The following is a 24060-nucleotide window of genomic DNA, read 5'->3' as shown; positions in this document are numbered from 1 at the left end:
TGAGCTGTAAAAATCAGGATTTTCCCTTATAAAATTCCATAAAATATTTTCTATAGCTTATTCCAAGAGGTAATTCTATATCGTTAATAAATACAGCATGGTTGGCTACTGCTGTAATATGTGAAACATTAACGATATAGGATTTACTGATCCGCACAAATAAATTTTCTGGAATTTTAGAAAGTGCTGTCTTAAGATTCATCGCGGTAATAAGTTTTCCTGAACTAAGATTTATAATTACATAGTCTTTCATCCCTTCGATATAAAGAATATCACCAAAAAGAATTTTGTAATCCCGTCGGTCTGCCCGTATCAGGATACTATTTTCTCCGGAAGCTTTGTATTGCCCCTTTTCATAAGAGTCTGATAAAAAATAATTATACTCCAAAGCTTTATTTACAGCTTTAAAAAAACGTTCTTCACGGATTGGCTTTACCAGATAATCAATAGCATCTACTTCATAACTATCTAAAGCATACTTAATATGTGCTGTGGTAAAGATCACCAGAGTGTTTTTAGAAAGTGTTTTGGCAAATTCAACTCCATTAATACCGGGCATTTGTATATCTAAGAAAATGAGATTAACATCGTGAGCATCCAAAAATGATTTAGCTTCATCAGTATTTTTAAAGATACCTTTAAGGATGAGCTCAGGGACTTTATTAATGAATTTTGACATTCCCTGCCTTGCAATAGGTTCATCGTCGATAATTATACAGTTCATAGTTCTAAAATTAAATCTACAAAAAATGATGAAGGTTTATTGTCAATAATAAGTTGATGCTTACCAGGATAAAGTAGATCAAGTCTTTTTTTGATATTAGTAAGTCCTATTCCTCCTTTATATACAGTTGATTCATCAGATCTTTTAGAGTTCACACAGGTAAAATGCAAAATATTGTTTTCTAAATGAAAATGAACTTTTATAAATGCCTTTTGATAACTGTTGTTGTGTTTTACAGCATTTTCTATAAAGGGAATAAAAAGTAATGGGGGAATTAAAATATCATGTTTTTCTCCGGTTACCAAAATTTCATACTCAAAGTCATCTCTTCGCGAAGATTCTATAAAAAGGAAGTTTTCAAAAAAGTGGATATCCGAACTTAGAATAATAGATTCTTCGGAACAGTCATAAATCTGATACCGAAGTAACTCAGAAAGATTTAAAATTAATGATGAGGCCAGCTTTGGATCATCTTCAATTAAGATATTGGCGTTATTTAGGGTATTAAATAAGAAGTGGGGAGAAATCTGATTCTTTAGAAGAGCCAGTTCATTTTGAAAATTAATTTCCCGCATTTTATAAAAATTCTCCCGGGTCCTCAGCCAATTTTGAAAGAGTTTTATGGCTGTAGTAGAGGCAAGTATAATATTAAAGGAAAGAGTAAAATGAAGAAGACTCACAAAAGAGAAGGTTGTTTTCCCATTCTTTGTAATCCTATATTCATAAAATACCTGATCAAAAATCATCACTAAAGTGAAAGTAAAAACAGCCAGTGCAATGAGACTGAGAATGTATAGGAATATTTTACTTTTGGTTAATAGTTTTGGGATCAGAACATAGACATTCAGGTAAATTAAAATTAAAAGATAAAGGACAAAGGCTATATTTAAATAGATATCTAAGGATCCAATATATTCTTTCTCTTTTGAAGTTAGGAATAGAAGTCCAAAAAGAAGAAGCAAAGCTATGCGCCTATGCCAGCGATATTTTAAGGAGACAATGAAGTCATACCAAAATGCCTGTTTACCAATCTCACTGTGAGTGAAGCTGTCATTTTTATCTTGTAAAAGATCCATAAAAAACTTCTTAACCAAAACTACAAAATTTAATTGACAATATTTAGATACAAATTGATCAGGTACATTATCCTTATGATAAAATGATTATGAATCTTTATTTGTCAAGGCTTACTTGCTTTTCAATAAACTCCGCTCATAACTTTTTCCGGAAAATCCAAAAAAAATCCCGAATTTTGCAGCCCTTTCAATAATCCCGAATATTCATGAAGCTTTGTATTGCCGAGAAACCCAGTGTTGCCAGAGATATTGCCAAAGTATTAGGTGCTACCACACCTAAACAAGGCTATATGGAAGGAAACGGCTATTGTGTAACATGGACATTCGGACATCTTTGTACCCTTAAGGAGCCCCACGATTATGGACCACAATTCAAATCCTGGAATCTGTTTTTATTACCCATTATCCCTAGTCAATTTGGGATAAAACTAATCCCCAATAAGGGGGTTGAAAATCAGTTTAAAGTAATAGAAAGGCTGGTTGAAGAATGTGATGAGGTGATTAACTGCGGTGATGCCGGGCAGGAAGGAGAATTAATCCAGCGTTGGGTATTACAGAAGGCTAAATGCAATAAGCCCATTCAACGTTTATGGATTTCGTCGCTTACCGAAGAAGCTATTAAAGAAGGTTTTGAAAAATTAAAACCTGCTGATGACTATAAGAATCTTTATTTAGCAGGAAATGCAAGAGCAATAGGGGATTGGTTATTGGGAATCAATGCAACCCGACTTTTTACCAAGAAATTTGGCAATAATAAAGTTGTTCTTTCCATAGGAAGAGTGCAGACACCAACTTTGGCAATGTTGGTTCAGCGTCAGAAAGAAATCGACAGTTTTAACACCGAAGAATACTGGGAACTAAAAACCAAATACCGTGATGTTATTTTCAATGCGGCGATCGATAGATTAAAAACGTTAGACCGTGCTGAAAAAGGTCTGGAGTATCTTAAAGTTAATCCTTTTGAGATCGTTTCTTTTGAGATTAAAGAAGGAAAAGAGAAGAATCCACGACTTTTCGATTTGACAGGACTCCAAGTGGAAGCCAATAAAAAATATGGGTATTCTGCAGATAGCACCCTAAAATATATTCAAAGTCTTTACGAGAAAAAACATGTGACGTATCCTCGTGTGGATACTACCTACTTATCGGAAAGCCTTTATCCGAAAATAGAAGGTATTCTTAAGAAAATGTATTTTTATCAGGAGCTTATTTCTCCATTATTAGAGCAGCCGATTCCAAAATCTAAAGCAGTTTTTGATGATGCAAAAGTGACCGATCACCATGCGATCATTCCAACTGAAGTTCCACCTTCACAAAATTTAAGCAGAGAGGAAAAATTAGTTTATGATCTTATTGCTAAACGCTTTATTTCTGTTTTTTATCCTGAATGTAAAATTTCAAACACTTTGGTAGAGGGAAAAGTGGGAACAATTCCTTTTAAAACAAGTGGAAGGCAGATTCTTGAACCTGGCTGGAGAGCCGTGTATGCTAAAGATGCAAAAGAAGAACCTACTGATAAAGAAAAAGATAAAGAGGAAGAGCAGACCATTCCTGAATTCACTGTTGGAGAAACAGGCCCCCACGATCCTATGATCCATCAGGGAAAGACTTCGCCGCCAAAACCTTATACGGAAGCAACGCTTCTAAGAGCTATGGAAACTGCCGGAAAACAAGTCGAAGATGAAGAACTTCGCGAATTGTTGAAAAATAATGGTATCGGAAGACCTTCAACACGAGCGAATATTATAGAAACTCTTTTCAAAAGAAAATATATTGAAAAGAAAAGAAAAAATCTGTATGCTACCCAAACGGGAATTCAATTGATTGATACTATCGAGGATGAGCTTCTTAAAAGCCCGGAGTTAACGGGAGAATGGGAATTAAAACTTCGTAAAATTGAAAGCGGGGAATATGAAGCCAATCATTTTAAAGAAGAGTTGATTCAGATGGTTTCCGAATTGACAAAAAAAGTGGTCGACGGAAAAGGAAAGGTGATCACCTTACAGGAAGAAGAGGTAGTGGTGGAAAAAAAGAAAAGAGAGCCTGCTGTAAAAAAAGAACTTCAATCCTGGGAGGAAACAAAATGCCCGAAATGTAAAGAACATAATCTGTTTAAAGGAAATACAGCTGTGGGCTGTTCTAATTTTAAGAACTGTGGGTTTAAAATACCATTTGAACTTTTTGGAAAAAAACTGTCTGAAAAACAACTTCTCGATCTTATTTTAAAAGGAAAAACTTCAAAATTAAAAGGTTTCAGCAGTCATCCTAATACCATAACAGAAGGCGTTCTTTCATTATCTGATGACTTCACGGTACAATTAAATTAACACACTACTACGATGCCTAGTCATTGAGAACCGAAGGTGAAGAAACCTCAAAATAAAATTTTTCGTTAAACGCCAGGACACAATTTTTTTATTGTGCGTATGTTTTTTAGGGCGCAAGGATTTTTATCTTTGATAAAAATGGATTGGACATTAACAAAAAATCTTTGATTTTTACAACTTGAGTGTATTTCTTATACAGCATATTAAATTTAAAATAACTTAGGTGTTTATAAGCTTTTATGCCTTTTGTGGTTGAAAATACAATTAAAAGTTCAATCCTTTCCTTACCTTTGTCAGAATCATATTTCAATCCATGACACCAGAAAAAAGGCAACTTATAACAGATAGTTTCAACCGTTCCGAAACATTAAAATTCTATAAAGCAGAACTTCTTGAAGTGGAAACTGATTTTGTGTCCATTAAAATTCCGAAGATGGAAATGATGACCAGGAAAGCGGGAATGTTCAATGGAGCAATGATTGCTTCTTTAGTAGATGTCTCTTCTGGCTATGCTGCAGTGAGTAATTATAAAGAAGATTGCTACGTGGTAACAATAGAGCTTAAAGTTAATTATTTACGACCGGCGATGGGTGATGCATTGGTTTCAAAATCTTATGTAGTAAAAGGTGGAGGTAAGATAAGTGTTATAAGAACAGAAATCTATGCAATTGATGAGAGTGAGAATTCTGAAAGTCATGTAGCCACTTCATTGGTTACTATGATGAGACTTAAATAATCTGGAATCCTAGAAAGAATAAGCCTGAACAGAGAACCACAGGTAAGCATTATTTCCAACAGGATTAAACATGCCCCATATCCCATTCGTCCTCGAGGTTTTCTTTTTTGTAAACCGCATACTCTGTAGATATGAAAAAGGAATATTTATTTTGTGTGCTAAATTATAACACTCCTAATCATCCCCGGAACAAACGATTGTAATGAATACTGAACTGATCTATAGAGCCTTTATACTTTCTGGAAAATAAACTTTTGCTAATATAAGCGTGTAGGTGTTGATTTAAACAAATTGCCTAAGTATTCCTTAGGCAATTTCATCATTTTAAAAATTGATTAATCATAATGTTCATTAATATAATCGATACATTCCTGATAAGTTTCAATCTGTCTTTGAGACCGAATATAAGGACCATTAATTCCAGCGTTTTCAGCTAGCTTTTCCATTATTTTTATAAGAGTCCTGCCACGTAAATTAACTCTTGTTTCCTGAATAGAGCCATATTTTATATGTTCTTCGTGAATATGCCAAAGACTGGCTTCGCCTGCACTCACTCGTGTGCCTTTGGCAAGATTGGTTGGTTCTGGAGCTTCCATGATGTGAAATTTTAAATGATTGGGTTAATAATTTTTGTTGGTTCAGTGTTTTTAGTATTTCATTGAAGTAAAGTTCCAGATTTCAATCCTATAAAATAAAAGGGGAAATACCCATTTTTAAAAAATAGATGTTTTCCCTATATCATTGAAAACAGAAATATTAGAGCATATATTTTTTAATTTTAATTACAAAAGCTTTTATCAATAGTCCTGAGAGAACTATATGGAATGAGTTTTGATAAGTATTTAGGAACTATTAAAAATAATCATATGAACTTAATTATCCGATTACTGGTAACTGCAATCGTTGCGTTCCTTTTAACAAAAATTTTACCGGGAGTACATTTTGAAGGTTTTTCAACTGCGATTATTTTCGCCATTGTTTTAGGTCTTTTAAACCTGATCGTAAAACCAGTTTTAAGTCTTTTGGGACTTCCATTAACAATCATTACGTTAGGATTGTTTGCTTTGGTAATTAATGCATTAATCATCCTGCTTGCTGATTATTTCATAGACAGTATGGTAGTAGACGGTTTCTGGTGGGCACTTATTTTCAGTATTGCCCTTTCTCTTATTACCTCTCTGGCAAACTCTATGTTCTCAGATGGTGATTAAGCCATAGAATATAGCCATATCAGAATAAAATCCGTTAGTTTTTAACTGACGGATTTTTATTTTATTTTTTGATGAATTTTAAGAAAATGACATTTCCTTGCTGATCTTTTAATTTTATAAAATAATTTCCTGAGGTTAAATGACTGATAGAGATTTCGTTGGTAGAAATCTGATGTTTAGATATCACTTTTCCACTGGTATCTATAATTTCATAGTCTTTAAAATCTTTAATGCTGTTGATTTTTAAAACATCAAAAACCGGATTTGGGTAAACTTTTACCAGCGTAATATTCTTTTCTTTGGTTTCATCGGTATTTAAAAAGAGACACGAAGGAGGATTGCTAATTTCGCCATTGGTAAAATCGTAATATATCGTACTTCCCACTGGAATTACATTGGTGCTGATACTGGTAGGGATATTTGAAAATGGAGTGCAATTATTGAAACTTACATTGGCATTTTCGAAATTTCTTATGAGCTTATACCAGCCTTCGCATCCTGTGTTGATCATTGGAAATCCAGGCCAGATATTATCAATGACAAAACCGTTAACTGAATTAGGATTTACCATATCGATCATTGCGCAACTTCCGTTTGTCCAACTTGAAGGAACTTTAAAATAAATATTTGCTGTCGGGATCACTCCAGTGTAATATTTTCTGGTGAATATAGCTGAAGTACTTCCTTGTCCGTTCACTAAAAATGCTTTAATTTCTTTATTCTGATCGATTGTAATCGACAAACTATTAACCCCGGAATTGGAGCTCAATGTAGGAGTAGTACCATCTGTAGTGTAGTAAATTGTTCCATTTCCATAAACTGTTACCTGATAGGTGTCGTTATAATGGGTACCTCCAGGAATCATATTTATTTGTGAGAAAAGAAAAAAAGATGAAAAGAATAACGTAATAAGTAAAATTTTTTTCATGATAATTAGTTTTTAATAGTTAAACGTAAAATTAATTAAATACAAATTATAACTACTTCTTTAATTTGAATTTTAAACACATTTACATACCTTTGGCAATCTTTGATTTAAACAGGAATTTATGAAACTTAAGTACAGTCTGCTGGCTTTAGCAGCCCCACTTTTAATGAATGCACAACAGTTAATGACACCTGAAATTCTTTGGACTTTGAAAAAAGTGGGAGTACAGGCCGTTTCACCGGATCAGTCTTCTCTTATTTACAAAGTAGGACAGGTAGATCTAAAAACAGAAAAAACGAAAAATGAGAACTATTTTCTTAATGTTCTTAATAATCAGTCTTCAAAAATAGACCTTGGTAAAAAATCACTTATTCAGTGGGATAAGAATGGGATCTACGCACAGGAAGGAGATAAAATCTTTCTTTCTAAAGACAATGGGAAAACCTGGACAGAATTTTATACGATCGGAGAAGCTGATAATATTGTAATTTCTCCAGATGGAAAGAGAATAGCTTTCAGCAAACAGGTTTTGGTTGAGAAAGTAATGGGGAAAGATAAATATAGTGATACCCCAAAAACCACGGCACAGGTTTATACAGATTTGAACCACAGACACTGGGACTACTACAATGAAGGGAAATATAACCATGTTTTTGTAGTCAATACTTCAGATAAAGTGGAATCATCAAAAGACTTATTGGAAGGAAAGACCTGGGATTCTCCGCAGAGACCTTTCGGGGGGACTGAAGATTTTATCTGGAGCCCGGATTCCTTACAGCTATTGTATGTTACTAAGCCAAAAAGTGGAAAAGAATATTCAACAAGTACCAATACAGATATCTTTGCCTATGATATAGCTTCTGGTTCTACAAAGAACCTAACAGAGACAAATAAAGGTTATGATGTTAATCCAAAATTCAGTCCTGACGGGAAATCATTGGTTTGGCAAAGTATGGAAAGAGATGGATATGAAGCCGATAAAAATGATATAAAAATCATGGACTGGAAGTCCGGGAAAATAGAAAACCTTACAAAAGGTTGGGATGAAAGTGTTTCTGGAGATGTTTTCTGGGGTGGAGATTCCAAAACGATTTATTTTACTGCAGCGTTTAGAGGAACAAAACAGTTATTTTCTATAGATCCTAAAAATGCAAAAGTGCAACAGATCACGAAAGGTGATTTTGATGTGAATGAAATTTTTGCAGATACTAAAAATACACTTTTAGTAGGAAGAACTGATGTAAACCATGCTACAGATTTATTCTCTGTAAACGTTAAAAACGGAGAAATGAAGCAGATCACAGAAGCTAATAAAGATACCTATGCAAAATTAGCTCAGGGAAAATCTGAATTGAAAATGGTAAAGACGACAGATGGAAAAGAAATGGGTGTATGGTTCCATTATCCACCAAACTTCGATCCTAATAAAAAATATCCAACACTAGTATATTGCCAGGGAGGACCTCAATCTGCATTGACACAATTTTTCAGTGTAAGATGGAACTTTGCCCTAATGACAGCAAATGGATATATTGTGGTTGCACCAAACAGGAGAGGAATGCCAGGATGGGGAACGAAATGGAATGAGGAGATTTCTAAAGATTGGGGTGGACAGCCAATGAGAGATTATTTGGCAGCTACAGATTATGCTAAATCTTTACCCTATGTAGATGGAGAAAGAGTTGCAGCTGTAGGAGCAAGTTATGGCGGATACAGTGTATTCATGCTGGCTGGAATTCATGATAACAGATTCAAAACATTTATTGCTCATGATGGATTGTTTGATATGAAATCTTGGTATCTAACAACAGAAGAGCTTTGGTTCGCTAATTGGGATCTGGGTTCTCCATGGGAAAAACCTATGCCAAAAGCATATACCGAATTCAACCCTAGTAACTTTGTTGAAAAATGGAATAAACCAATTATGATCTTCCAGGGTGGAATAGATTACCGTGTTCCCTATGAACAAGGACAGGAAGCTTTCCAGGCTGCAAAATTGAGAGGTCTTAAAACTAAATTAGTATATTTCCCTAACGAAAACCACTGGGTACTTCATCCACAAAACGGATTGGTATGGCAAAGAGAATTCTTTGATTGGTTGAAAGAGACTTTATAAAAAATAAAATATCAATAGAAACGGGCTTTAGCCCGTTTTTTTATTGTAAAGTATTCAACGGCTTTAGCCAAATTTTATATATTTGAACCATGCAAAACCGTATTTCCTCATTTCCTCCGCTTATTGATATTCAGTCTGAAATTCTAATTTTAGGTTCTATTCCCGGTGTGAAGTCTTTAGAAATGCAACAGTATTATGCCCACCCGCAAAATAAATTCTGGAAGATCATCTTTGAACTATTCGGTGAGGATTTTACAGAAGATTATACAAAAAGAATGGAGACGCTAAAGAAACATCACATTGCACTTTGGGATGTTATCGATTCCTGCGAAAGAAAAGGCAGCCTTGACTCCGAAATCAGAAATGAAGAAGCTAATCAGATTGCAGAGCTTCTGGAAGAATATCCTAATGTAAAAGTGATTTTTTGTAATGGCGGAAAATCGTATAAAAACCTGCAAAAAGCTTTAGGAAAAGATTATAAACTTCCCATTATCTTACTTCCTTCAACAAGTCCTCTGCATACCGTTTCATATGAGAAGAAACTGGAAGACTGGGTGATAATCCTGGAGTTTTTAGAGTAGATTATTAGCTTCTCGCGAATCAAGCAGATAACGCTGATTTTGATTGTATTTTATCTTTCTCAAAGTATGCACAATATAGAAATCAAGTTTTTCATTCGCAAGGTAATTAGTATTTAAAAACTTCTCGATACGTTTTTTTCAAAATCTACTCGAAGTGACGTTGTCTATTCAACTTTTATGTACCTGCAAATATTGATTTACCGTCAGTTCGAGTATTTTTCGTAATGAAATGGAGAAAAGTGTATGGAGAACCTTTCAAAAAAGAACAAAAATTTTAAAACAATTTAGTTTCTTGCAAATCAGTCAGATTATTGTGTAAATTAATCAAACTTCAAATAAGTTCTTAATCCCTTCAACAGCTCCAACTGATTTTTCGTTCTGTCAAGATTATGCTCAGGATATTTTATGGAGTAATAGGTACTCCCGTTTAAATAATCCGTAAGGAAACGGAGTCCCTGGATATATATGGCAACCTGGGCTGCATAATCGAGATTTTCAAACTCTTCATAAGTCAGTTGATCCTTTAAATGAAATAAAAAGCCCTCCTTCACAGACTTAAAAATATTGGGATTAAAATTATCTTTTGCTGTTCCGTCATCTTCATTAGTAGTATTGGTATACGACTGAATCATAGTTCCAAAATCATACAGAATAGTAGAAATCATTGTAGTATCTAAATCAATTACAGCCATTGGATCATGGTTCTGATCAAAAAGAATATTACTGATCTTCGCATCTGCATGAATGATCCTTTTGGGCAGTTGACCATTATTTTGCATTTGGATCCATTGATGAGGTAACTCCAATAATTGATTCATCAATGCTATTTCAGTTTTTGCACTTTCTTTTAAAGCAGAAGTTCCATCTTCTAATGAGATTTTATAATCTAAAATTCTCTTTTCAAAATTGAGGAAATCAGGTAAAGGATCCTCAATAACAGGAAGAGTTGTGGTATTATTGATCATACTAAGAAAATAACCTACAGCCTGAGCTGCTTTAAAGGCTGTTTCTGCAGAAGGGACAGTAAGAAAAGTAATGCTGTTGTCTATAAATCCAGTCATTCGCCACTGATGGCCATTTTCATCCGTTATTAAGAACTCTTTTGAAGAGGAGGAAACAGGTTCTGCAATGTAAAGTTGATAATCATTTTCCTGAAGGATTTTATTTATTTTAAGATGATTATTAATGATCCGTTCAGGATCTTTAAAAACTTCAGTGTTGATTTTCTGCAGAATGTATTTTTCCTGAGTCTGATTGTTTTCTACAAGATAGGTCGTATTGATCAATCCATTACTAATCGGACTGACCATACAATCTTCAGCGTCAATAAATTTTAAGATAATGCGATTAAGTTCCATAAATCTTGTGGATATTGATGGTTTTGAATTTCTGTTTCAAGATAATCTTTTAAAATACTTTTATCACCGGAATAAGTCATCCCTATCCATTGAGAAGGTGAAGTCTTGACCAATATTTTGATTCCTTTTTCATCCTTCATTTTCTGTACAGCAGCGGGTATATAAAATTCCTGGTTGGGCTGTGGATCAGACTTTATAAAATTATTAAAATAAACTTCCAGTAAATCAAAGATGATTGGATGAAAAACGAAATAATTCATAGACACCAAAGTCTCTGGATCTACTTCAATATTTTTCCCGTTGTCCGTGTAGATAATGGTTTCATTCTCTTTTCGGATAGAAGTTTGTTCTTCCACTTTTATCAGGGAACTTTCAGTATCCATTGTACATATCCCACGGGCTACTGTACCGTTATCACTTAATGTTGTAGAAATGGGGTAGGCAATAAGTTCAAACTGTGAACTTGAAATCTTTTGATGATCAATCTCATTTGAAGCCAGCTGATAAATTTCCTTTCCGTAAAAATCATCTGCGTTGATCATAACGAAAGGTTCATGGATATATTCTTTAGCACAGAGAACAGCGTGTCCTGTTCCCCAGGGTTTCTCTCTGGATGAATGATCAAAGCTACCAGGTACATACTGGTCGATATCCTGATATACCCAATGCAATTCAAAATTGTTATTAGCAGAAATATTTTCCAGCCTTTCTATATAGCTTTCAGGAATAAAACGATTGATAACAATAACTATCTTATTAAAGCCAGCCGCTAATGCATCGTAAATAGAATATTCAAGAATAGGAGAGCCATTATCCAATATTCCATCGATTTGTTTAAGTCCTTTATACCGGCTGCCTAAGCCACCGGCTAATATGAGAAGTGTTTTTTTAGAATTCATCTGTCATTAACCTTTTGTAAAATCAAGGTATCAACAATCTATTCTCCTGTTTATAGATTGTTGAGGTTTTAAAAATATTAAAATCCCAACAGAAATGGGTAGTTTCTTTAACTTAAGAATTTATTTTAACAGATTATTGTCCATAATAGGCGTTAATTATCCTTTCTCTCATTTTGTTGAGGTATTTAATATCTTTGGTATTTGATAATATAATTAGGGTTAGATTTTTCTCTGGTAAATGTACCCAATTTGAACTGTGCCCATAACCTTCACCCTGGCGTTCTACAAATAAAGTATTGATATTACCAAATTTTTTAGGATAAACCCAAAAGCTAAAAGCAGTTTCACCAAGCTCTTTATAAGGGGTGAGCATAGTATCTACAGTAGCTTTTTTTAATAAAGTATGATTGAAGATGGCCTGATCAAAGATCAAAAGATCTTTTGGTGTAGAATACATGCCTCCTGCAGCATACAAATTATCTATATAGGTATTGGTAGGTGTATGGAGTGCAAATGCGTCAGAATCTGCACCTGTATAACCATCATCAATATTCTGAATGATATCATTATGATGCAGCAGACCAGTGTTGTTCATTTTTAAAGGAACTAATACCTGTTCTTTTAAAACTTCTTCATAGGATTTACCATAGATATTTTCAATAATTTTTCCAAGAAGGATATAATCTCCATTATTGTAGTTAAACTTTGTACCGGGTTTGTCAATAAGCTTTTCAGACAAAAAGGTAGTAATAAAGTCATCCAGATTCCAGATCGTATTATCATAAGCCTGATGGATCAATTCCGGGGAGCTTAGATCTTTATTGAATCTACCACTACTGTAAGTTAACAAATTTCTTATTGTTGCCTTCTTTGCCGCCTCACCTTTGTAGTCCGGTAAGTAAGTAGCAATAGGAACATCCAGATTGATTTTTCCTCTTTCATAAAGCTGCATGATCATTACTGCAGTAAATGATTTAGTTAAAGAAAAAATATGGAATTTAGTATCATCTGAGAAATTGATGTTATAGTGTCTGTTTGATAAGCCTTTATAAGTAAGCAACTCAGTTTTGCCATTTTGAGCTACTAAAACAGCTCCGTTAAAGTTATCATCTTTCACACTGGAATCAATCACTTTCTCAACATTTGAGATTTGTGAATGAGTGATATTTATTGCTAATAAAAGCAGGCTTGTTAGTATATTTCTCATAATACACAGGTTTTATTAAGGATAGTTGTTAAGAGTAAGTTATGGTTGTTTTTCTATAAGGATGTATAACAGAGAAGTGATGTCATCAATCTTTGTATAGATATTGAAAACCTATTGATCGATCCATGCTTTCCTCAAGGCAATCTGTTTTGAATCAGGGTTTACTAAAGTACCTATCTTTCCAGTGGTTTCATCATAGGTGAAACCTACTTTTGCAAGATATTCTTTCAAAGGAATAGGTTTTGTACCTTCTATAAAATCCTTGAAAAATGTACGTATTTCGGGGTAAGTCATTTTTGTGATTTCATCGAATAAATCATTGTCATTAAAATATTTATCTTCGCCATATTTTTTCATGAGCCGCTGCATAAGATCCTGAGTACCCATTTTTCCGCCAGAAAGTTCGCGTAGTTTTATATCTAAACATAATCCGAGTAGTGGTCCTTTTTGATAGAAATTCATATATTGATCTTGTCTTTCCATTGCATTTTTACTCAGTTCCGTAAAAGATAATGTATTATCAAACTCCTTCATACCCTGTATCTTTTCTTCCAGTTTTTTTTCAAAATCTGCCAGACTGATCATCTTTTGTTTGATAGGCATATGTATGGTTGCATATTCTGTCATACCTTCATAAAGCCATAAATGCTCTGACATGGTAGGATTTAAAAAATCATAGTGCTGGATTTCTCCCGAATGAATGTGGAGTGGTGTGATAATATGAAAAAACTCATGTGCAGCAACTCTATTTAAAGCATCCGGTAAAAAGTTCATATTCCCGGAACGATATAGGCAGACTGTAGACCTCGAGTGTTCAAGACCGTCGGCAATAGATCCCCTTTCTTTTGACGTTTCAAAATAGATCAAAAAGGCATATTTGTCAACAGGTAGTTTTCCTCCTAAGTAAGCTTTTTGATTTTCTAAAATAGTCTTTATATGATCTGCTATTTTTTGGGAATAATGTCGCTCTTTATTGTTATAAAATGATACGAGCACCTCAGTAGTTCCTATTTTTAACCACGTGGTATCAGGAACGCAATAGAGCACAGGTGAGTCTACTAATTTCCGGTAATCCTTTGCCCAAACAATATCAGTACTATCATTTTTCTTTTTATAATCCAATGCGGAGGAAGCATAAAAATCTTTATTTTTGTTAATACTGATTTCATAAGGAGCATCTTTCATTTCTTCAAAGTAGCCTACTAAAGAATTATAGTTGATGACAAAAACACTATCCTTTTTAAAAGTACTGCCCGCAGATTTTGCTCCGTCAGTATTTTGTTGTAAAGAATCCCAACCATCTGTAACCAGGTATGATATTTTTTTCACATGTTTCAGGTCATTCACCATCCAGCTGTTTTTATCTAAACGTTCCGTTCGTATTTTCTTTCCATTTTTGTCAGTCGCAATAACATCGGAAACAGATTGCCCAAAATTCATAGCCTGATAAAATCCGGGAACAAGTTTGGGTATAATAAATTTCCCTTTTTCCAGATTGTTTTTAGGTGGAGTAAAAGAAACCATAACTTCATCATTTTTCATATGAAGCAGATCTATATTATATTCATAGTTTTTCTTTGATGATTGGGCAATAATAACGATAGGAAAAAGAATCAACAAAAAAAATATTTTTAGAAGATTACCCATTTTGTTTTTGTTTTAATGTTTAACAAAAATAAGGAGTTTAACTACACGAAATGTTTATATTAAATGTATTATTTTTCTACAGTATATACTTCTTCATAAGGTTGAATAAGAACCCAGCCATTTCCAGAGAATTTCATTTGAAACTCCTCACCGCTACCTCTTCCCATCAGGCTTTTAAATGAAACATTGGTTTTCAGTTCAGGAGTTAGATTTCCAGACCACGCAACAGTTGCGTTAGGATCTGTAAAAACAGGGCTGTCTGGAGTTACCATAAGTGTTAACGGTTCACCATGAGTGGTAATAGCGATATGTCCCGTTCCCGATAATTTAACCTGGAATAATCCACCTGCCATCATTCCTGCGATACTCTTTAGCATGGTAATATCACTTTTTATACTTTGATCATGTGCTAAAACATCATTGCCATTTACACATAAAGATTCATTGTTTAAATGAAGGATGCGAACTTTTTTCCCTGAATCTGCCACATAAAGCTTTCCAGTACCCTCCGCTTTCATTAATTTGGTTCCTTCACCACTGATTGCTTTTTTTAAGAGATTTCCTAATCCTCCAGACATCATACCTTGTCTTTCAAAATTAATATTTCCTATATATCCAACCATGCTTCCTCTTTTGGTCCAAACCGATTGGTTATTAAGATTGATCTCTAAAAGCTGAGGTTTTTCAAGTTCAAAATAATCCCTTTCCTGTGGGTTTTCCTTAGTTTCATTAACGAATGCTTCTAATGAATATTTGCTCATAATTAATAATTTTTAGATGGCCAAATTACAGTTTTTTTGCATTGAAACGTATAGTGAATATTAACCATTTAACAGCTTTATTAAATAAAGCTTGACAAAGGGGTATTCAATGTCGTATATTTGCACACCGAAAATTACACTTGTAATTTCAATAATTTTTAAACCGTAATTTAAAAAAATGAAAACATCCGATTTTAATTTTGACCTTCCTGAGGAATTATTGGCAGAACATCCATCAGAGCACAGAGATGATGCCAGACTAATGGTTCTTGACAGAAAAACAGAAACGATAGAGCACAAGTTGTTTAAAGATGTAGTGGATTATTTCGATGAGAAGGATTTATTTATTTTCAATAATACTAAAGTTTTCCCAGCACGTCTTTATGGAAATAAAGAAAAAACAGGGGCTAAAATCGAAGTATTCCTTTTAAGAGAACTTGATAAGGAAACTCGCGTTTGGGATGTATTGGTTGATCCAGCCAGAAAAATAAGAATCGGTAATAAACTGTTTTTTACTGAAGATGAGTCTTTAGTTGCTGAAGTTATCGATAATACAACTTCCAGAGGAAGAACACTAAGATTTTTGTTTGACGGTTCTTATGAAGAATTCAGAACAAAATTAAAAGAATTAGGAGAAACACCGCTTCCAAAGTATATCAAAAGAGCAGTAGAGCCTGAAGATGCTGAAAGATATCAGACGATCTATGCAAAAATTGAAGGAGCTGTTGCAGCACCTACTGCGGGTTTACATTTCTCCAGACATTTAATGAAGAGATTGGAAATCAAAGGAATTGATTTTGCAGAAGTTACCCTTCACGTTGGTTTAGGAACCTTCAATCCAATTGAGGTGGAAGATCTTTCTAAGCATAAAATGGAGTCTGAAGAGATCATCATCGATGAGAAAAATGCTGATATCATTAATAAAGCAGTAGATGCACACAGAAGAGTTTGTGCTGTAGGTACTACAACAATGAGAGCATTAGAAACTTCAGTTTCTTCAAACAAGAAGATCTCTGCATTTAACGGTTGGACAAATAAGTTCATTTATCCGCCTCACGATTTTGGAGTTGCCAATTCAATGATCACCAACTTCCATACCCCAAAGTCTACATTATTGATGATGATTGCTGCATTTGCAGGAAGAGATTTTATAATGCATGCTTATCAGGAAGCCGTAAAAGAAAAGTATAAATTCTATTCTTACGGTGATGCAATGTTAATTTTATAAAAGATACTAGGTAATAGGTTGCAGGTATTAGTTATCTGCAACCTTCAACCTAAGATCACCACCTTACAATGAAAGATATCCGAACTTTATCACTAGATCAGCTTAAAGACTATTTTTTGACTTTAGGAGAAAAACCGTTTCGAGCGAAACAGGTTTATGACTGGTTGTGGAGTAAAAACCTCCATTCTATAGATGAAATGACGAATCTTTCGAAACAGCTTCGTGATAGAATTTCCGAAGAATATACCATTAATCCAGTATCCGTTGACCAACTTCAGAAAAGTAAAGACGGAACTATTAAAAATGGGGTGAAGCTTCACGATGGCTTAATGGTGGAATCCGTTTTAATTCCTACAGAAACGAGAACGACAGCTTGTGTTTCTTCACAGGTAGGATGCTCATTAAATTGCGAATTCTGTGCTACGGCAAGGTTGAAGAGAATGAGAAATCTTGAAGTTGCTGAAATTGTAGATCAGGTCGCTCTAATCGACAGTCAAAGTAAAATGTATTTTGACAGGCCTCTTACGAATATTGTTTTTATGGGAATGGGGGAGCCAATGATGAATTACAAAAATGTAGTTGAAGCGATTCGAAAAATTACTCAACCTGAAGGCCTGGGAATGTCTCCAAGAAGAATTACTGTTTCAACTTCAGGAATTCCTAAGATGATCAAAATGCTGGCGGATGATGACCTACGGGTAAAGCTGGCTTTATCACTTCACTCGGCAATAGAAGCCAAACGTAATGAAATCATGCCGTTTTCAGATAAGTTTCCATTAACTGATATTATGGAATCACTTCAATACTGGTACAAAAAAACAGGGAATACAATTACTTTTGAATATTGTGTATGGAAAGGGATCAATGATGGTGATGAAGATATTAAAGCTTTAATTAAATACTGTAAACAAGTTCCTTCTAAAGTTAACCTTATCCAGTATAACCCGATCGGTGATGGTAAATATGACCAATGCAATAAACAGGCAGAAGAAAATTATGTTCGTCAACTTGAAAATGCCGGCATTACTGTAATGATCAGAAAAAGCCGTGGCGGAGATATTGATGCTGCATGTGGACAATTAGCCAATAAGGTTACCGATTAAAATTTCATTAAAAATAATTCAATCCGATTTCTGACTTTTATAATATCCTACCTTTGTACAAAAATTAGTAACAATGAATTACTTTTTGGGTGAAGATGGATTAGAAAATGTCTATGCCTGGGCAATTCCATTTCATGCTACTGTAATTTTAGCTGAAATGATTTATAGCCATGTTTCCGAGGCTAAACTATATGATAAAAAAGATGTAGCAACAAGCGTTTATTTGGCATTGATGAACTTCGGTTTGGATTTGATAATGAAGGTTTTTGCAATGGGAGTGATGTTTTTCTTTTACAATCACCGACTTTTTTCCTGGGATTTTACAGTTTGGTACTGGCTTATCTGTTTTGTGATCACTGACTTTGCGTATTATGTGCTTCATTATGTTGATCATCATTCCAGAGCTTTTTGGGCTGTGCATATTACCCATCATAATTCAGAATATTTTAATCTGACCACGGGATTCAGAAGTCCTGTTTTACAACCCCTTTATAGATATTTATACTTTTCACCGTTGGCTTTTTTAGGTTTTAATCCATGGCATATCATGGTGGTATATGCTATTGGACAGGTATATGGAACGTGGGTTCATACCCAGACTGTCAAAAAGATGGGATTTTTAGAATATATTTTAGTCACTCCATCGCACCATCGTGTACACCATGCCTGCAACATTAAATATCTGGACAGGAATATGGGAATGTGCCTCATCATCTGGGATAAAATGTTCGGAACTTTTGAAAAAGAAGATCCGGATACACCTGTAAAATATGGAATTTATCCTAAGATGCCCGATAACAGACCTGATACGGTATTATTATATGAATGGAGAAGAATCTGGAAAGATATCAAACAGCCTGGATTAAAATTTTCGGACAGGATTAATTATATTTTCAACTCTCCGGGTTGGAGACACGATGGAACGGGGAAAACAGTAAGACAGTATCAAAAAGATTATTTTGAGAAGAAAGCACGTAAGCAACAGAAGTCGGCATGAATTTTTATTAGATTGTGATATAGTCTATCTAAATTGGCTTTAGCTAAAACTTATTTTTCATAGATTTAATTTAAACTGCGGATCAATCTATTGCAGTGAAAACCGTATTTTTATTCAATGAAAAAGTTTATCCTCATTTTTACAGTCTTTGTTTTTCAAGCTGCTTTTTCTCAGCAGGCCGATTTTCTTAAAATAAAAAAATACAGAATCAATTTTCTTGAAGATCAGGTTCAGGAAACTTCAGGGTTGAATTTACTCAATGGAAAACTTTATACTTTCAATGACAGCGGTAATAAACCGGAAATTTTTGAAATAGATAAAAATGATGGGAAAATTATTCAGACTTTCAAAACTAATTTAATTAATAAAGATTGGGAAGCACTAACCAATGATGGTGAAAACTTTTATATCGGAGATTTTGGAAACAATACAGGAACCAGAAAAGATCTTACGATTTACAAAGTTCCTTATGAAAATCTTGTTATGATTAATACCTCTAAAATTCCAGATTCTGAAAGAACTTTAGATGGCGTTAAGATCTCTTTTTACTATCCTGAACAGAAAGAATTTATTTCAAAAAATACCAGTAACGACTTCGATGCGGAAGCAATGATCTATTTGAATGGTAAATTGCATATTTTTACTAAAGAATGGGCTGCAAAAGCAACATCACATTATATTGTTGATCCAGGAACTTCAGAACAGCAAAAAGCTGAGAAAATTGAAACATATAAAACTGATTTTGTAGTAACGGATGCTTCCTATTTTGATAAAAAACTTTACTTAGTGGGTTATACAAAAAAAACAGAAGTTTTTCTGGATATTTTTAAGGAAACAGAACCTGGAGTCTTTTTTAAAGAAAAACCCAGACACTACTATTTAGGAAGTGCTACCTCTGTTGGGCAAATCGAAGGAATAGCAGTAGATGATCGAGGACTGTATATTTCAGGTGAAAAATTCAGATATCCATTAGGAACCGTAAAGCAGAGTCTGTATTTTATTCCAAAAGAACAACTCAAAGATTGAATTTTCTACTAAAATTACCCGAAAAAAATTATCTTTGTGAATATTAATAATTATTTATTCATCACTCACCGATTTTGGCAAATATTGTAGAAGAAATCAAACAACCGATCAATGAAGAAATGAAACTTTTCGAGCAGAAGTTTTATGAATCAATGCAGAGTAAAGTCCCTTTATTAGATAAAGTAACTCGGTTTATTGTTACTACTAAAGGAAAGCAAATGCGTCCGATGTTTGTATTTCTCTGTGCGAAACTGATAGGTGATGTTAATGAAAAGACTTATCGCGGAGCTTCCATGATAGAATTGATCCATACCGCGACACTGGTTCATGATGATGTTGTGGATGAAAGTTTTAAAAGACGTAATTTTTTCTCTATTAATGCACTATGGAAAAATAAAATTGCAGTTTTGGTAGGTGATTATTTATTGTCAAAATCAGTGTTATTATCAACGGATCATAAAGACTATGATTTACTGGCTGTTATCTCCAGAACAATCAGAGAAATGTCTGAAGGTGAACTTCTTCAGCTGGAAAAAGCAAGAAAGCTCGATATTACAGAAGATGTTTATTATGAAATTATCCGTCAGAAAACAGCAACATTGATCGCGGCATGTTGTGAAATAGGAGTCTTATCGAATAATGCAGGAGAAAAGCTTGCTAAAAGAATGCAGGATTTTGGAACTTATACGGGAATGGCATTTCAGATTAAAGATGACTTATTCGATTATCTAAGTTCAAACGTTATTGGAAAGCCTGTTGGTATCGATATTAAAGAACAGAAAATGACTCTCCCTTTAATTCATACTTTGAAAATTGCGAGTGACAAAGACAGAAAATATTATCTAAATACCATAAAACGCTATAATAACGACCAAAAACGTGTAAAAGAATTAATCGCTTTTGTAAAGAGTTCAGGTGGTTTGGATTATGCAATTCGTGTAATGAAAGATTTTCAACAAAAGGCAAAGGATCTTCTTAATGAATTTCCCGATTCTGAAGCCAAAAGATCATTGCACAGTATGTTAGATTATGTAATTGAAAGAAAGTTTTAATAAAAAGCAGTGAATGATCACACATTCATTCTGAAAATAATTAAGGTTTCCAAGTATATCCGATTGATATAATTCTCTGCCATAATCAATTATTGGTAAAATACTTAAATGTCGTAATCTTCAATTTATCCTAAAATAAAGCGAATCTGATTATAAAGCGGTCAGTGGATTTGTAAATTGTTTTATTTGATCATTATTTCTAAACTATCCATAAATGTTTAAATTATTCTTAGTGTAACAATTATAACAGCTAGGACTATGCATAATAATGCGATTAAAAATAAATAATCCGCAATGTTTTCAAACTTGGTTTCTCTTTTTTCACTTTTAGATCTTATTGCTAAAAATGAAAAGAAACAACTGCATGCAAAAAGAATACAGGCAATTCCCGCAAACTCATCTAAATAAGTATGAACACTGATTTTAGTGATTTTCAATGATGTAATTATGATCAAAGAAAACCCTAAAAGATTACTCGATGCATTTAATATATGCGGTGATTTTTTTTCCATTTATACAAATTTATTTAAAATAAAACACAATTTCCTCTATTATCAAATTTTTAAAAAAGATTATTAAAAATTAAAATTAATTTAAAAAGTGTATATTAGCAAAATACTTCGAGAACTAAAAATTTTTATATTTGGCTATGCAAACAACCTATATTGAAACACAGAAGATTTCCTTTCAAGATTTTAAAAATCAAATACTTGAAGACTATAAGTTGGGAAGAATTTCTCGTGAAATGTCTTACCTGGGTAGAAGAGAGGTTCTTACTGGGAAAGCTAAGTTTGGGATCTTCGGTGATGGTAAAGAGTTACCACAGTTAGCAATGGCGAAAGTTTTCAGAAATGGGGACTTCCGTTCAGGATATTATAGAGATCAGACTTTTGCATTGGCTGTAGATGCCTTAACGGTTGAAAGCTTTTTTGCACAGTTATATGCTGATACAAGCGTTGAGAGAGAGCCTGCTTCAGCAGGGAGACAAATGAATGGTCACTTCGCAACAAGAAGTTTAAATGAAGATGGAAGCTGGAAGAATTTGATGTCTCAGAAAAATATTTCTTCAGATATTTCTCCAACAGCAGGTCAGATGCCTAGATTGTTAGGATTGGCTCAGGCCTCAAAAATATATAAATCAGTAAAATTTGACGGTTCTGAGAAGTTCTCAAAGGACGGAAACGAAATTGCTTTCGGAACTATTGGAGATGCTTCTACAGCAGAAGGCCATTTCTGGGAAACATTGAACGCAGCATGTGCGCTTCAAGTTCCTATGATCGTTTCAATCTGGGATGATGGTTATGGGATTTCAGTACCTACTAAGAATCAGAGAGCGAAAGCTGACATTTCTGAAATGTTAAGCGGATTCCAAAGAAAAGAAGGTGAAAACCAGGGTTGTGAAATTATTCAGGTAAAAGCTTGGGATTATCCAGCTTTATTGGACGCATATGCTAGAGCAGAACATTTTGCAAGAACAGAAAGTGTTCCTGTAGTGGTTCACGTAATTGAAGTTACGCAGCCTCAAGGTCACTCTACTTCGGGTTCTCACGAAAGATATAAGAATGAAGAGCGTCTTTCATGGGAAGCTGATTTTGATGGATTAGTAAAATTCAGAGAATGGATTTTGAATTACTCAATTGAAATTGAAGGAAAAGAAGAGGTTATTGCTGCAACTGAAGAATTGGATGCCATAGATGAGGAAGCTAAAAAAATGGTAAAGGCAGGCCAGAAAATAGCTTGGGAAAATTACCAGAAAACAATTTCTGATCTATCGAAATCTGTTTTACCTTTGGTTGAAAATCTTAAAGGACAAAATGCAGAGATTGAAAATTACATTGCGCAGTTTAATAAATTAGTTTCTAAAGCTAAGAAAGATATCTTCCATTTAGTAAGGATATCATTATTGGCTACAAGAGGTACAAACACTTCCGAAAGAAACCAATTGATGCAGAAATACAATGAGATTTTGGAAGTGGAAAAAGACAACTATTCATCTCATTTATATTCTCAGTCTCAATGGAAAGCAGAAAATATTAAAGAGGTTAAGCCTGTTTATTCTGACAACTCTGAAGATGTAGATGGAAGAGTAGTGGTAAGAAATAACTTTGATAAAATATTCGAAAAATATCCTGAAACACTTGTCTTTGGTGAAGATGCCGGAAATATCGGTGATGTAAACCAAGGTTTAGAAGGAATGCAGGAAAAATATGGTGAAGTTCGTGTTGCAGATACAGGAATCCGTGAAGCGACTATTTTAGGTCAGGGTATCGGTATGGCAATGAGAGGGCTAAGACCTATTGCTGAAATCCAGTATTTAGATTACATCTTATATTGTATTCAGGGAATGAGCGATGATTTAGCTACTGTTCAATACAGAACTAAAGGCGGGCAGAAAGCTCCTGTGATCATCAGAACAAGAGGACATAGATTAGAAGGTGTCTGGCATTCAGGTTCGCCAATGGCGGGAATCCTTAACCTTTCAAAAGGAATTCTGGTACTTGTTCCAAGAAACCTTACAAAAGCAGCCGGATTCTATAATACAATGCTTCAAAGTGATGATCCTGCAGTTATTGTTGAATGTCTGAACGGATATCGACTAAAAGAAAAACAGCCTGATAACTTAGGTGAATTTACAGTTCCTGTAGGAAAAATTGAAGTAACTAAAGAAGGTAAAGATGTAACTTTGGTAACGTACGGTTCTACATGGAGAGTCGTTATGGAAGCAGCTGAAGAATTGGAAAAATTAGGTATTTCTTCAGAAGTAATTGATGTTCAATCTTTAATTCCTTTCGATTTAACAAATGAAATCGCTGAAAGTGTAAAGAAAACAAACAGATTAGTCGTTATCGACGAAGATGTAGAAGGTGGAACTTCAGCATTTATTCTTCAACAGATCTTAGAGAAGCAAAAAGCTTTTAGATATTTAGATTCTGATCCATTAACAATTGCTGCAAATGATCACCGACCTGCTTATGCTAGTGATGGAGATTATTTCAGTAAACCATCATCAGATGATATGGTGGAAAAGATTTACGCGATGTTTAATGAAACAAACCCACAAAAATATCCAGCGATATTTTAAT

21 protein-coding genes are annotated in these 24060 nt (G+C 34.0%); 11 read left to right on the top strand and 10 right to left on the bottom strand.

Annotated elements, in window-relative coordinates:
* Positions 1 to 13: 13 nt before the first annotated feature.
* Together J7E44_RS17245 and J7E44_RS17240 are read right to left on the bottom strand one after the other, a co-directional pair.
* Positions 14 to 724 (bottom strand): LytR/AlgR family response regulator transcription factor, encoded by a 711-nt coding sequence (locus tag J7E44_RS17245; RefSeq protein WP_214831653.1) that lies wholly within the window; start codon positions 722 to 724, stop codon positions 14 to 16.
* Positions 721 to 1800: a sensor histidine kinase gene (locus J7E44_RS17240; protein ID WP_214831652.1), complete on the bottom strand. Its 1080-nt coding sequence runs from the start codon at positions 1798 to 1800 to the stop codon at positions 721 to 723. The genes J7E44_RS17245 and J7E44_RS17240 overlap by 4 nt, the downstream gene beginning before the upstream one ends.
* A gap of 206 nt (positions 1801 to 2006) precedes the next feature.
* On the opposite strand from J7E44_RS17240, the gene J7E44_RS17235 reads away from it, so the two are divergent.
* Together J7E44_RS17235 and J7E44_RS17230 are read left to right on the top strand one after the other, a co-directional pair.
* Positions 2007 to 4127 carry a type IA DNA topoisomerase gene (locus J7E44_RS17235; protein WP_214831651.1) on the top strand — a complete coding sequence of 707 codons (2121 nt, stop codon included), beginning with the start codon at positions 2007 to 2009 and terminating at the stop codon, positions 4125 to 4127.
* Between the two features lie 313 nt (positions 4128 to 4440).
* Entirely contained in the window at positions 4441 to 4863 is a 423-nt protein-coding gene (locus J7E44_RS17230; RefSeq protein ID WP_214831650.1) for a PaaI family thioesterase, read from the top strand.
* Positions 4864 to 5198: 335 nt separating this feature from the next.
* On the opposite strand, the gene J7E44_RS17225 is transcribed toward J7E44_RS17230, so the two are convergent.
* Complete coding sequence (locus J7E44_RS17225; protein ID WP_214831649.1) at positions 5199 to 5459, bottom strand: hypothetical protein; 261 nt, start codon at positions 5457 to 5459, stop codon at positions 5199 to 5201.
* A 270-nt stretch (positions 5460 to 5729) separates the two neighbouring features.
* Here J7E44_RS17225 and J7E44_RS17220 point away from each other — a divergent pair, with 270 nt between their 5' ends.
* Entirely contained in the window at positions 5730 to 6074 is a 345-nt protein-coding gene (locus J7E44_RS17220) for a phage holin family protein (RefSeq protein WP_214831648.1), read from the top strand.
* A gap of 61 nt (positions 6075 to 6135) precedes the next feature.
* Here the strand turns inward: J7E44_RS17220 and J7E44_RS17215 are convergent, their stop codons facing one another.
* The gene (locus tag J7E44_RS17215; RefSeq protein ID WP_214831647.1) at positions 6136 to 7002 is read right to left on the bottom strand and encodes a T9SS type A sorting domain-containing protein; all 867 of its coding nucleotides are present in this window, start codon (positions 7000 to 7002) and stop codon (positions 6136 to 6138) included.
* Between the two features lie 121 nt (positions 7003 to 7123).
* Here J7E44_RS17215 and J7E44_RS17210 point away from each other — a divergent pair, with 121 nt between their 5' ends.
* Positions 7124 to 9118, top strand: coding sequence for a S9 family peptidase (locus J7E44_RS17210; protein ID WP_214831646.1), 1995 nt, complete (start codon positions 7124 to 7126; stop codon positions 9116 to 9118).
* Positions 9119 to 9207: 89 nt separating this feature from the next.
* Complete coding sequence (locus J7E44_RS17205; protein WP_214831645.1) at positions 9208 to 9699, top strand: DNA-deoxyinosine glycosylase; 492 nt, start codon at positions 9208 to 9210, stop codon at positions 9697 to 9699.
* A 320-nt stretch (positions 9700 to 10019) separates the two neighbouring features.
* On the opposite strand, the gene J7E44_RS17200 is transcribed toward J7E44_RS17205, so the two are convergent.
* From J7E44_RS17200 to J7E44_RS17180, 5 genes are all read right to left on the bottom strand, one after another.
* On the bottom strand, positions 10020 to 11057 hold the full coding sequence (locus J7E44_RS17200; RefSeq protein ID WP_214831644.1) for a phosphotransferase enzyme family protein: 1038 nt from the start codon (positions 11055 to 11057) through the stop codon (positions 10020 to 10022).
* A complete protein-coding gene (locus tag J7E44_RS17195; protein ID WP_214831643.1) occupies positions 11033 to 11956 on the bottom strand; it encodes a nucleotidyltransferase family protein in 924 nt (307 codons plus the stop codon). The genes J7E44_RS17200 and J7E44_RS17195 overlap by 25 nt, the downstream gene beginning before the upstream one ends.
* Before the next feature lie 133 nt (positions 11957 to 12089).
* Entirely contained in the window at positions 12090 to 13163 is a 1074-nt protein-coding gene (locus J7E44_RS17190) for a serine hydrolase domain-containing protein (protein ID WP_214831642.1), read from the bottom strand.
* Positions 13164 to 13274: 111 nt separating this feature from the next.
* Positions 13275 to 14810 carry a M61 family metallopeptidase gene (locus J7E44_RS17185; RefSeq protein ID WP_214831641.1) on the bottom strand — a complete coding sequence of 512 codons (1536 nt, stop codon included), beginning with the start codon at positions 14808 to 14810 and terminating at the stop codon, positions 13275 to 13277.
* 68 nt (positions 14811 to 14878) lie between these two features.
* Positions 14879 to 15571: an AIM24 family protein gene (locus J7E44_RS17180; protein ID WP_214831640.1), complete on the bottom strand. Its 693-nt coding sequence runs from the start codon at positions 15569 to 15571 to the stop codon at positions 14879 to 14881.
* 178 nt (positions 15572 to 15749) lie between these two features.
* Between J7E44_RS17180 and queA the strand changes: the two genes are divergently transcribed.
* From queA to J7E44_RS17155, 5 genes are all read left to right on the top strand, one after another.
* Entirely contained in the window at positions 15750 to 16799 is a 1050-nt protein-coding gene (queA, locus tag J7E44_RS17175; protein WP_214831639.1) for a tRNA preQ1(34) S-adenosylmethionine ribosyltransferase-isomerase QueA, read from the top strand.
* Between the two features lie 68 nt (positions 16800 to 16867).
* Entirely contained in the window at positions 16868 to 17902 is a 1035-nt protein-coding gene (gene rlmN, locus J7E44_RS17170) for a dual-specificity RNA methyltransferase RlmN (RefSeq protein WP_214831638.1), read from the top strand.
* 73 nt (positions 17903 to 17975) lie between these two features.
* Positions 17976 to 18899: a sterol desaturase family protein gene (locus J7E44_RS17165; protein WP_214831637.1), complete on the top strand. Its 924-nt coding sequence runs from the start codon at positions 17976 to 17978 to the stop codon at positions 18897 to 18899.
* 117 nt (positions 18900 to 19016) lie between these two features.
* Positions 19017 to 19925, top strand: coding sequence for a hypothetical protein (locus tag J7E44_RS17160; RefSeq protein ID WP_214831636.1), 909 nt, complete (start codon positions 19017 to 19019; stop codon positions 19923 to 19925).
* Between the two features lie 74 nt (positions 19926 to 19999).
* A complete protein-coding gene (locus J7E44_RS17155; RefSeq protein WP_214831635.1) occupies positions 20000 to 20977 on the top strand; it encodes a polyprenyl synthetase family protein in 978 nt (325 codons plus the stop codon).
* Between the two features lie 218 nt (positions 20978 to 21195).
* Here J7E44_RS17155 and J7E44_RS17150 read toward each other — a convergent pair whose 3' ends face one another.
* Entirely contained in the window at positions 21196 to 21489 is a 294-nt protein-coding gene (locus J7E44_RS17150; protein ID WP_214831634.1) for a hypothetical protein, read from the bottom strand.
* A 137-nt stretch (positions 21490 to 21626) separates the two neighbouring features.
* On the opposite strand from J7E44_RS17150, the gene J7E44_RS17145 reads away from it, so the two are divergent.
* Positions 21627 to 24059, top strand: a complete 2433-nt coding sequence (locus tag J7E44_RS17145) for an alpha-ketoacid dehydrogenase subunit alpha/beta (RefSeq protein WP_214831633.1) — start codon at positions 21627 to 21629, stop codon at positions 24057 to 24059.
* Position 24060: the final 1 nt, after the last annotated feature.

The sequence above is a fragment of the Chryseobacterium sp. ISL-6 genome (genome assembly GCF_018613715.1).
Taxonomy (GTDB): domain Bacteria; phylum Bacteroidota; class Bacteroidia; order Flavobacteriales; family Weeksellaceae; genus Chryseobacterium; species Chryseobacterium paludis.
Note: the sequence above shows the minus strand (reverse complement) of the source record. Positions and strands in the feature narration are given on the sequence as shown.

Coding starts and splice junctions, on each gene's coding strand:
- J7E44_RS17245 (WP_214831653.1), bottom strand. CDS start 724: ATGAACTGTATAATTATCGACGATGAACCTATTGCAAGGCAGGGAATG.
- J7E44_RS17240 (WP_214831652.1), bottom strand. CDS start 1,800: ATGGATCTTTTACAAGATAAAAATGACAGCTTCACTCACAGTGAGATT.
- J7E44_RS17235 (WP_214831651.1), top strand. CDS start 2,007: ATGAAGCTTTGTATTGCCGAGAAACCCAGTGTTGCCAGAGATATTGCC.
- J7E44_RS17230 (WP_214831650.1), top strand. CDS start 4,441: ATGACACCAGAAAAAAGGCAACTTATAACAGATAGTTTCAACCGTTCC.
- J7E44_RS17225 (WP_214831649.1), bottom strand. CDS start 5,459: ATGGAAGCTCCAGAACCAACCAATCTTGCCAAAGGCACACGAGTGAGT.
- J7E44_RS17220 (WP_214831648.1), top strand. CDS start 5,730: ATGAACTTAATTATCCGATTACTGGTAACTGCAATCGTTGCGTTCCTT.
- J7E44_RS17215 (WP_214831647.1), bottom strand. CDS start 7,002: ATGAAAAAAATTTTACTTATTACGTTATTCTTTTCATCTTTTTTTCTT.
- J7E44_RS17210 (WP_214831646.1), top strand. CDS start 7,124: ATGAAACTTAAGTACAGTCTGCTGGCTTTAGCAGCCCCACTTTTAATG.
- J7E44_RS17205 (WP_214831645.1), top strand. CDS start 9,208: ATGCAAAACCGTATTTCCTCATTTCCTCCGCTTATTGATATTCAGTCT.
- J7E44_RS17200 (WP_214831644.1), bottom strand. CDS start 11,057: ATGGAACTTAATCGCATTATCTTAAAATTTATTGACGCTGAAGATTGT.
- J7E44_RS17195 (WP_214831643.1), bottom strand. CDS start 11,956: ATGAATTCTAAAAAAACACTTCTCATATTAGCCGGTGGCTTAGGCAGC.
- J7E44_RS17190 (WP_214831642.1), bottom strand. CDS start 13,163: ATGAGAAATATACTAACAAGCCTGCTTTTATTAGCAATAAATATCACT.
- J7E44_RS17185 (WP_214831641.1), bottom strand. CDS start 14,810: ATGGGTAATCTTCTAAAAATATTTTTTTTGTTGATTCTTTTTCCTATC.
- J7E44_RS17180 (WP_214831640.1), bottom strand. CDS start 15,571: ATGAGCAAATATTCATTAGAAGCATTCGTTAATGAAACTAAGGAAAAC.
- queA (WP_214831639.1), top strand. CDS start 15,750: ATGAAAACATCCGATTTTAATTTTGACCTTCCTGAGGAATTATTGGCA.
- rlmN (WP_214831638.1), top strand. CDS start 16,868: ATGAAAGATATCCGAACTTTATCACTAGATCAGCTTAAAGACTATTTT.
- J7E44_RS17165 (WP_214831637.1), top strand. CDS start 17,976: ATGAATTACTTTTTGGGTGAAGATGGATTAGAAAATGTCTATGCCTGG.
- J7E44_RS17160 (WP_214831636.1), top strand. CDS start 19,017: ATGAAAAAGTTTATCCTCATTTTTACAGTCTTTGTTTTTCAAGCTGCT.
- J7E44_RS17150 (WP_214831634.1), bottom strand. CDS start 21,489: ATGGAAAAAAAATCACCGCATATATTAAATGCATCGAGTAATCTTTTA.
- J7E44_RS17145 (WP_214831633.1), top strand. CDS start 21,627: ATGCAAACAACCTATATTGAAACACAGAAGATTTCCTTTCAAGATTTT.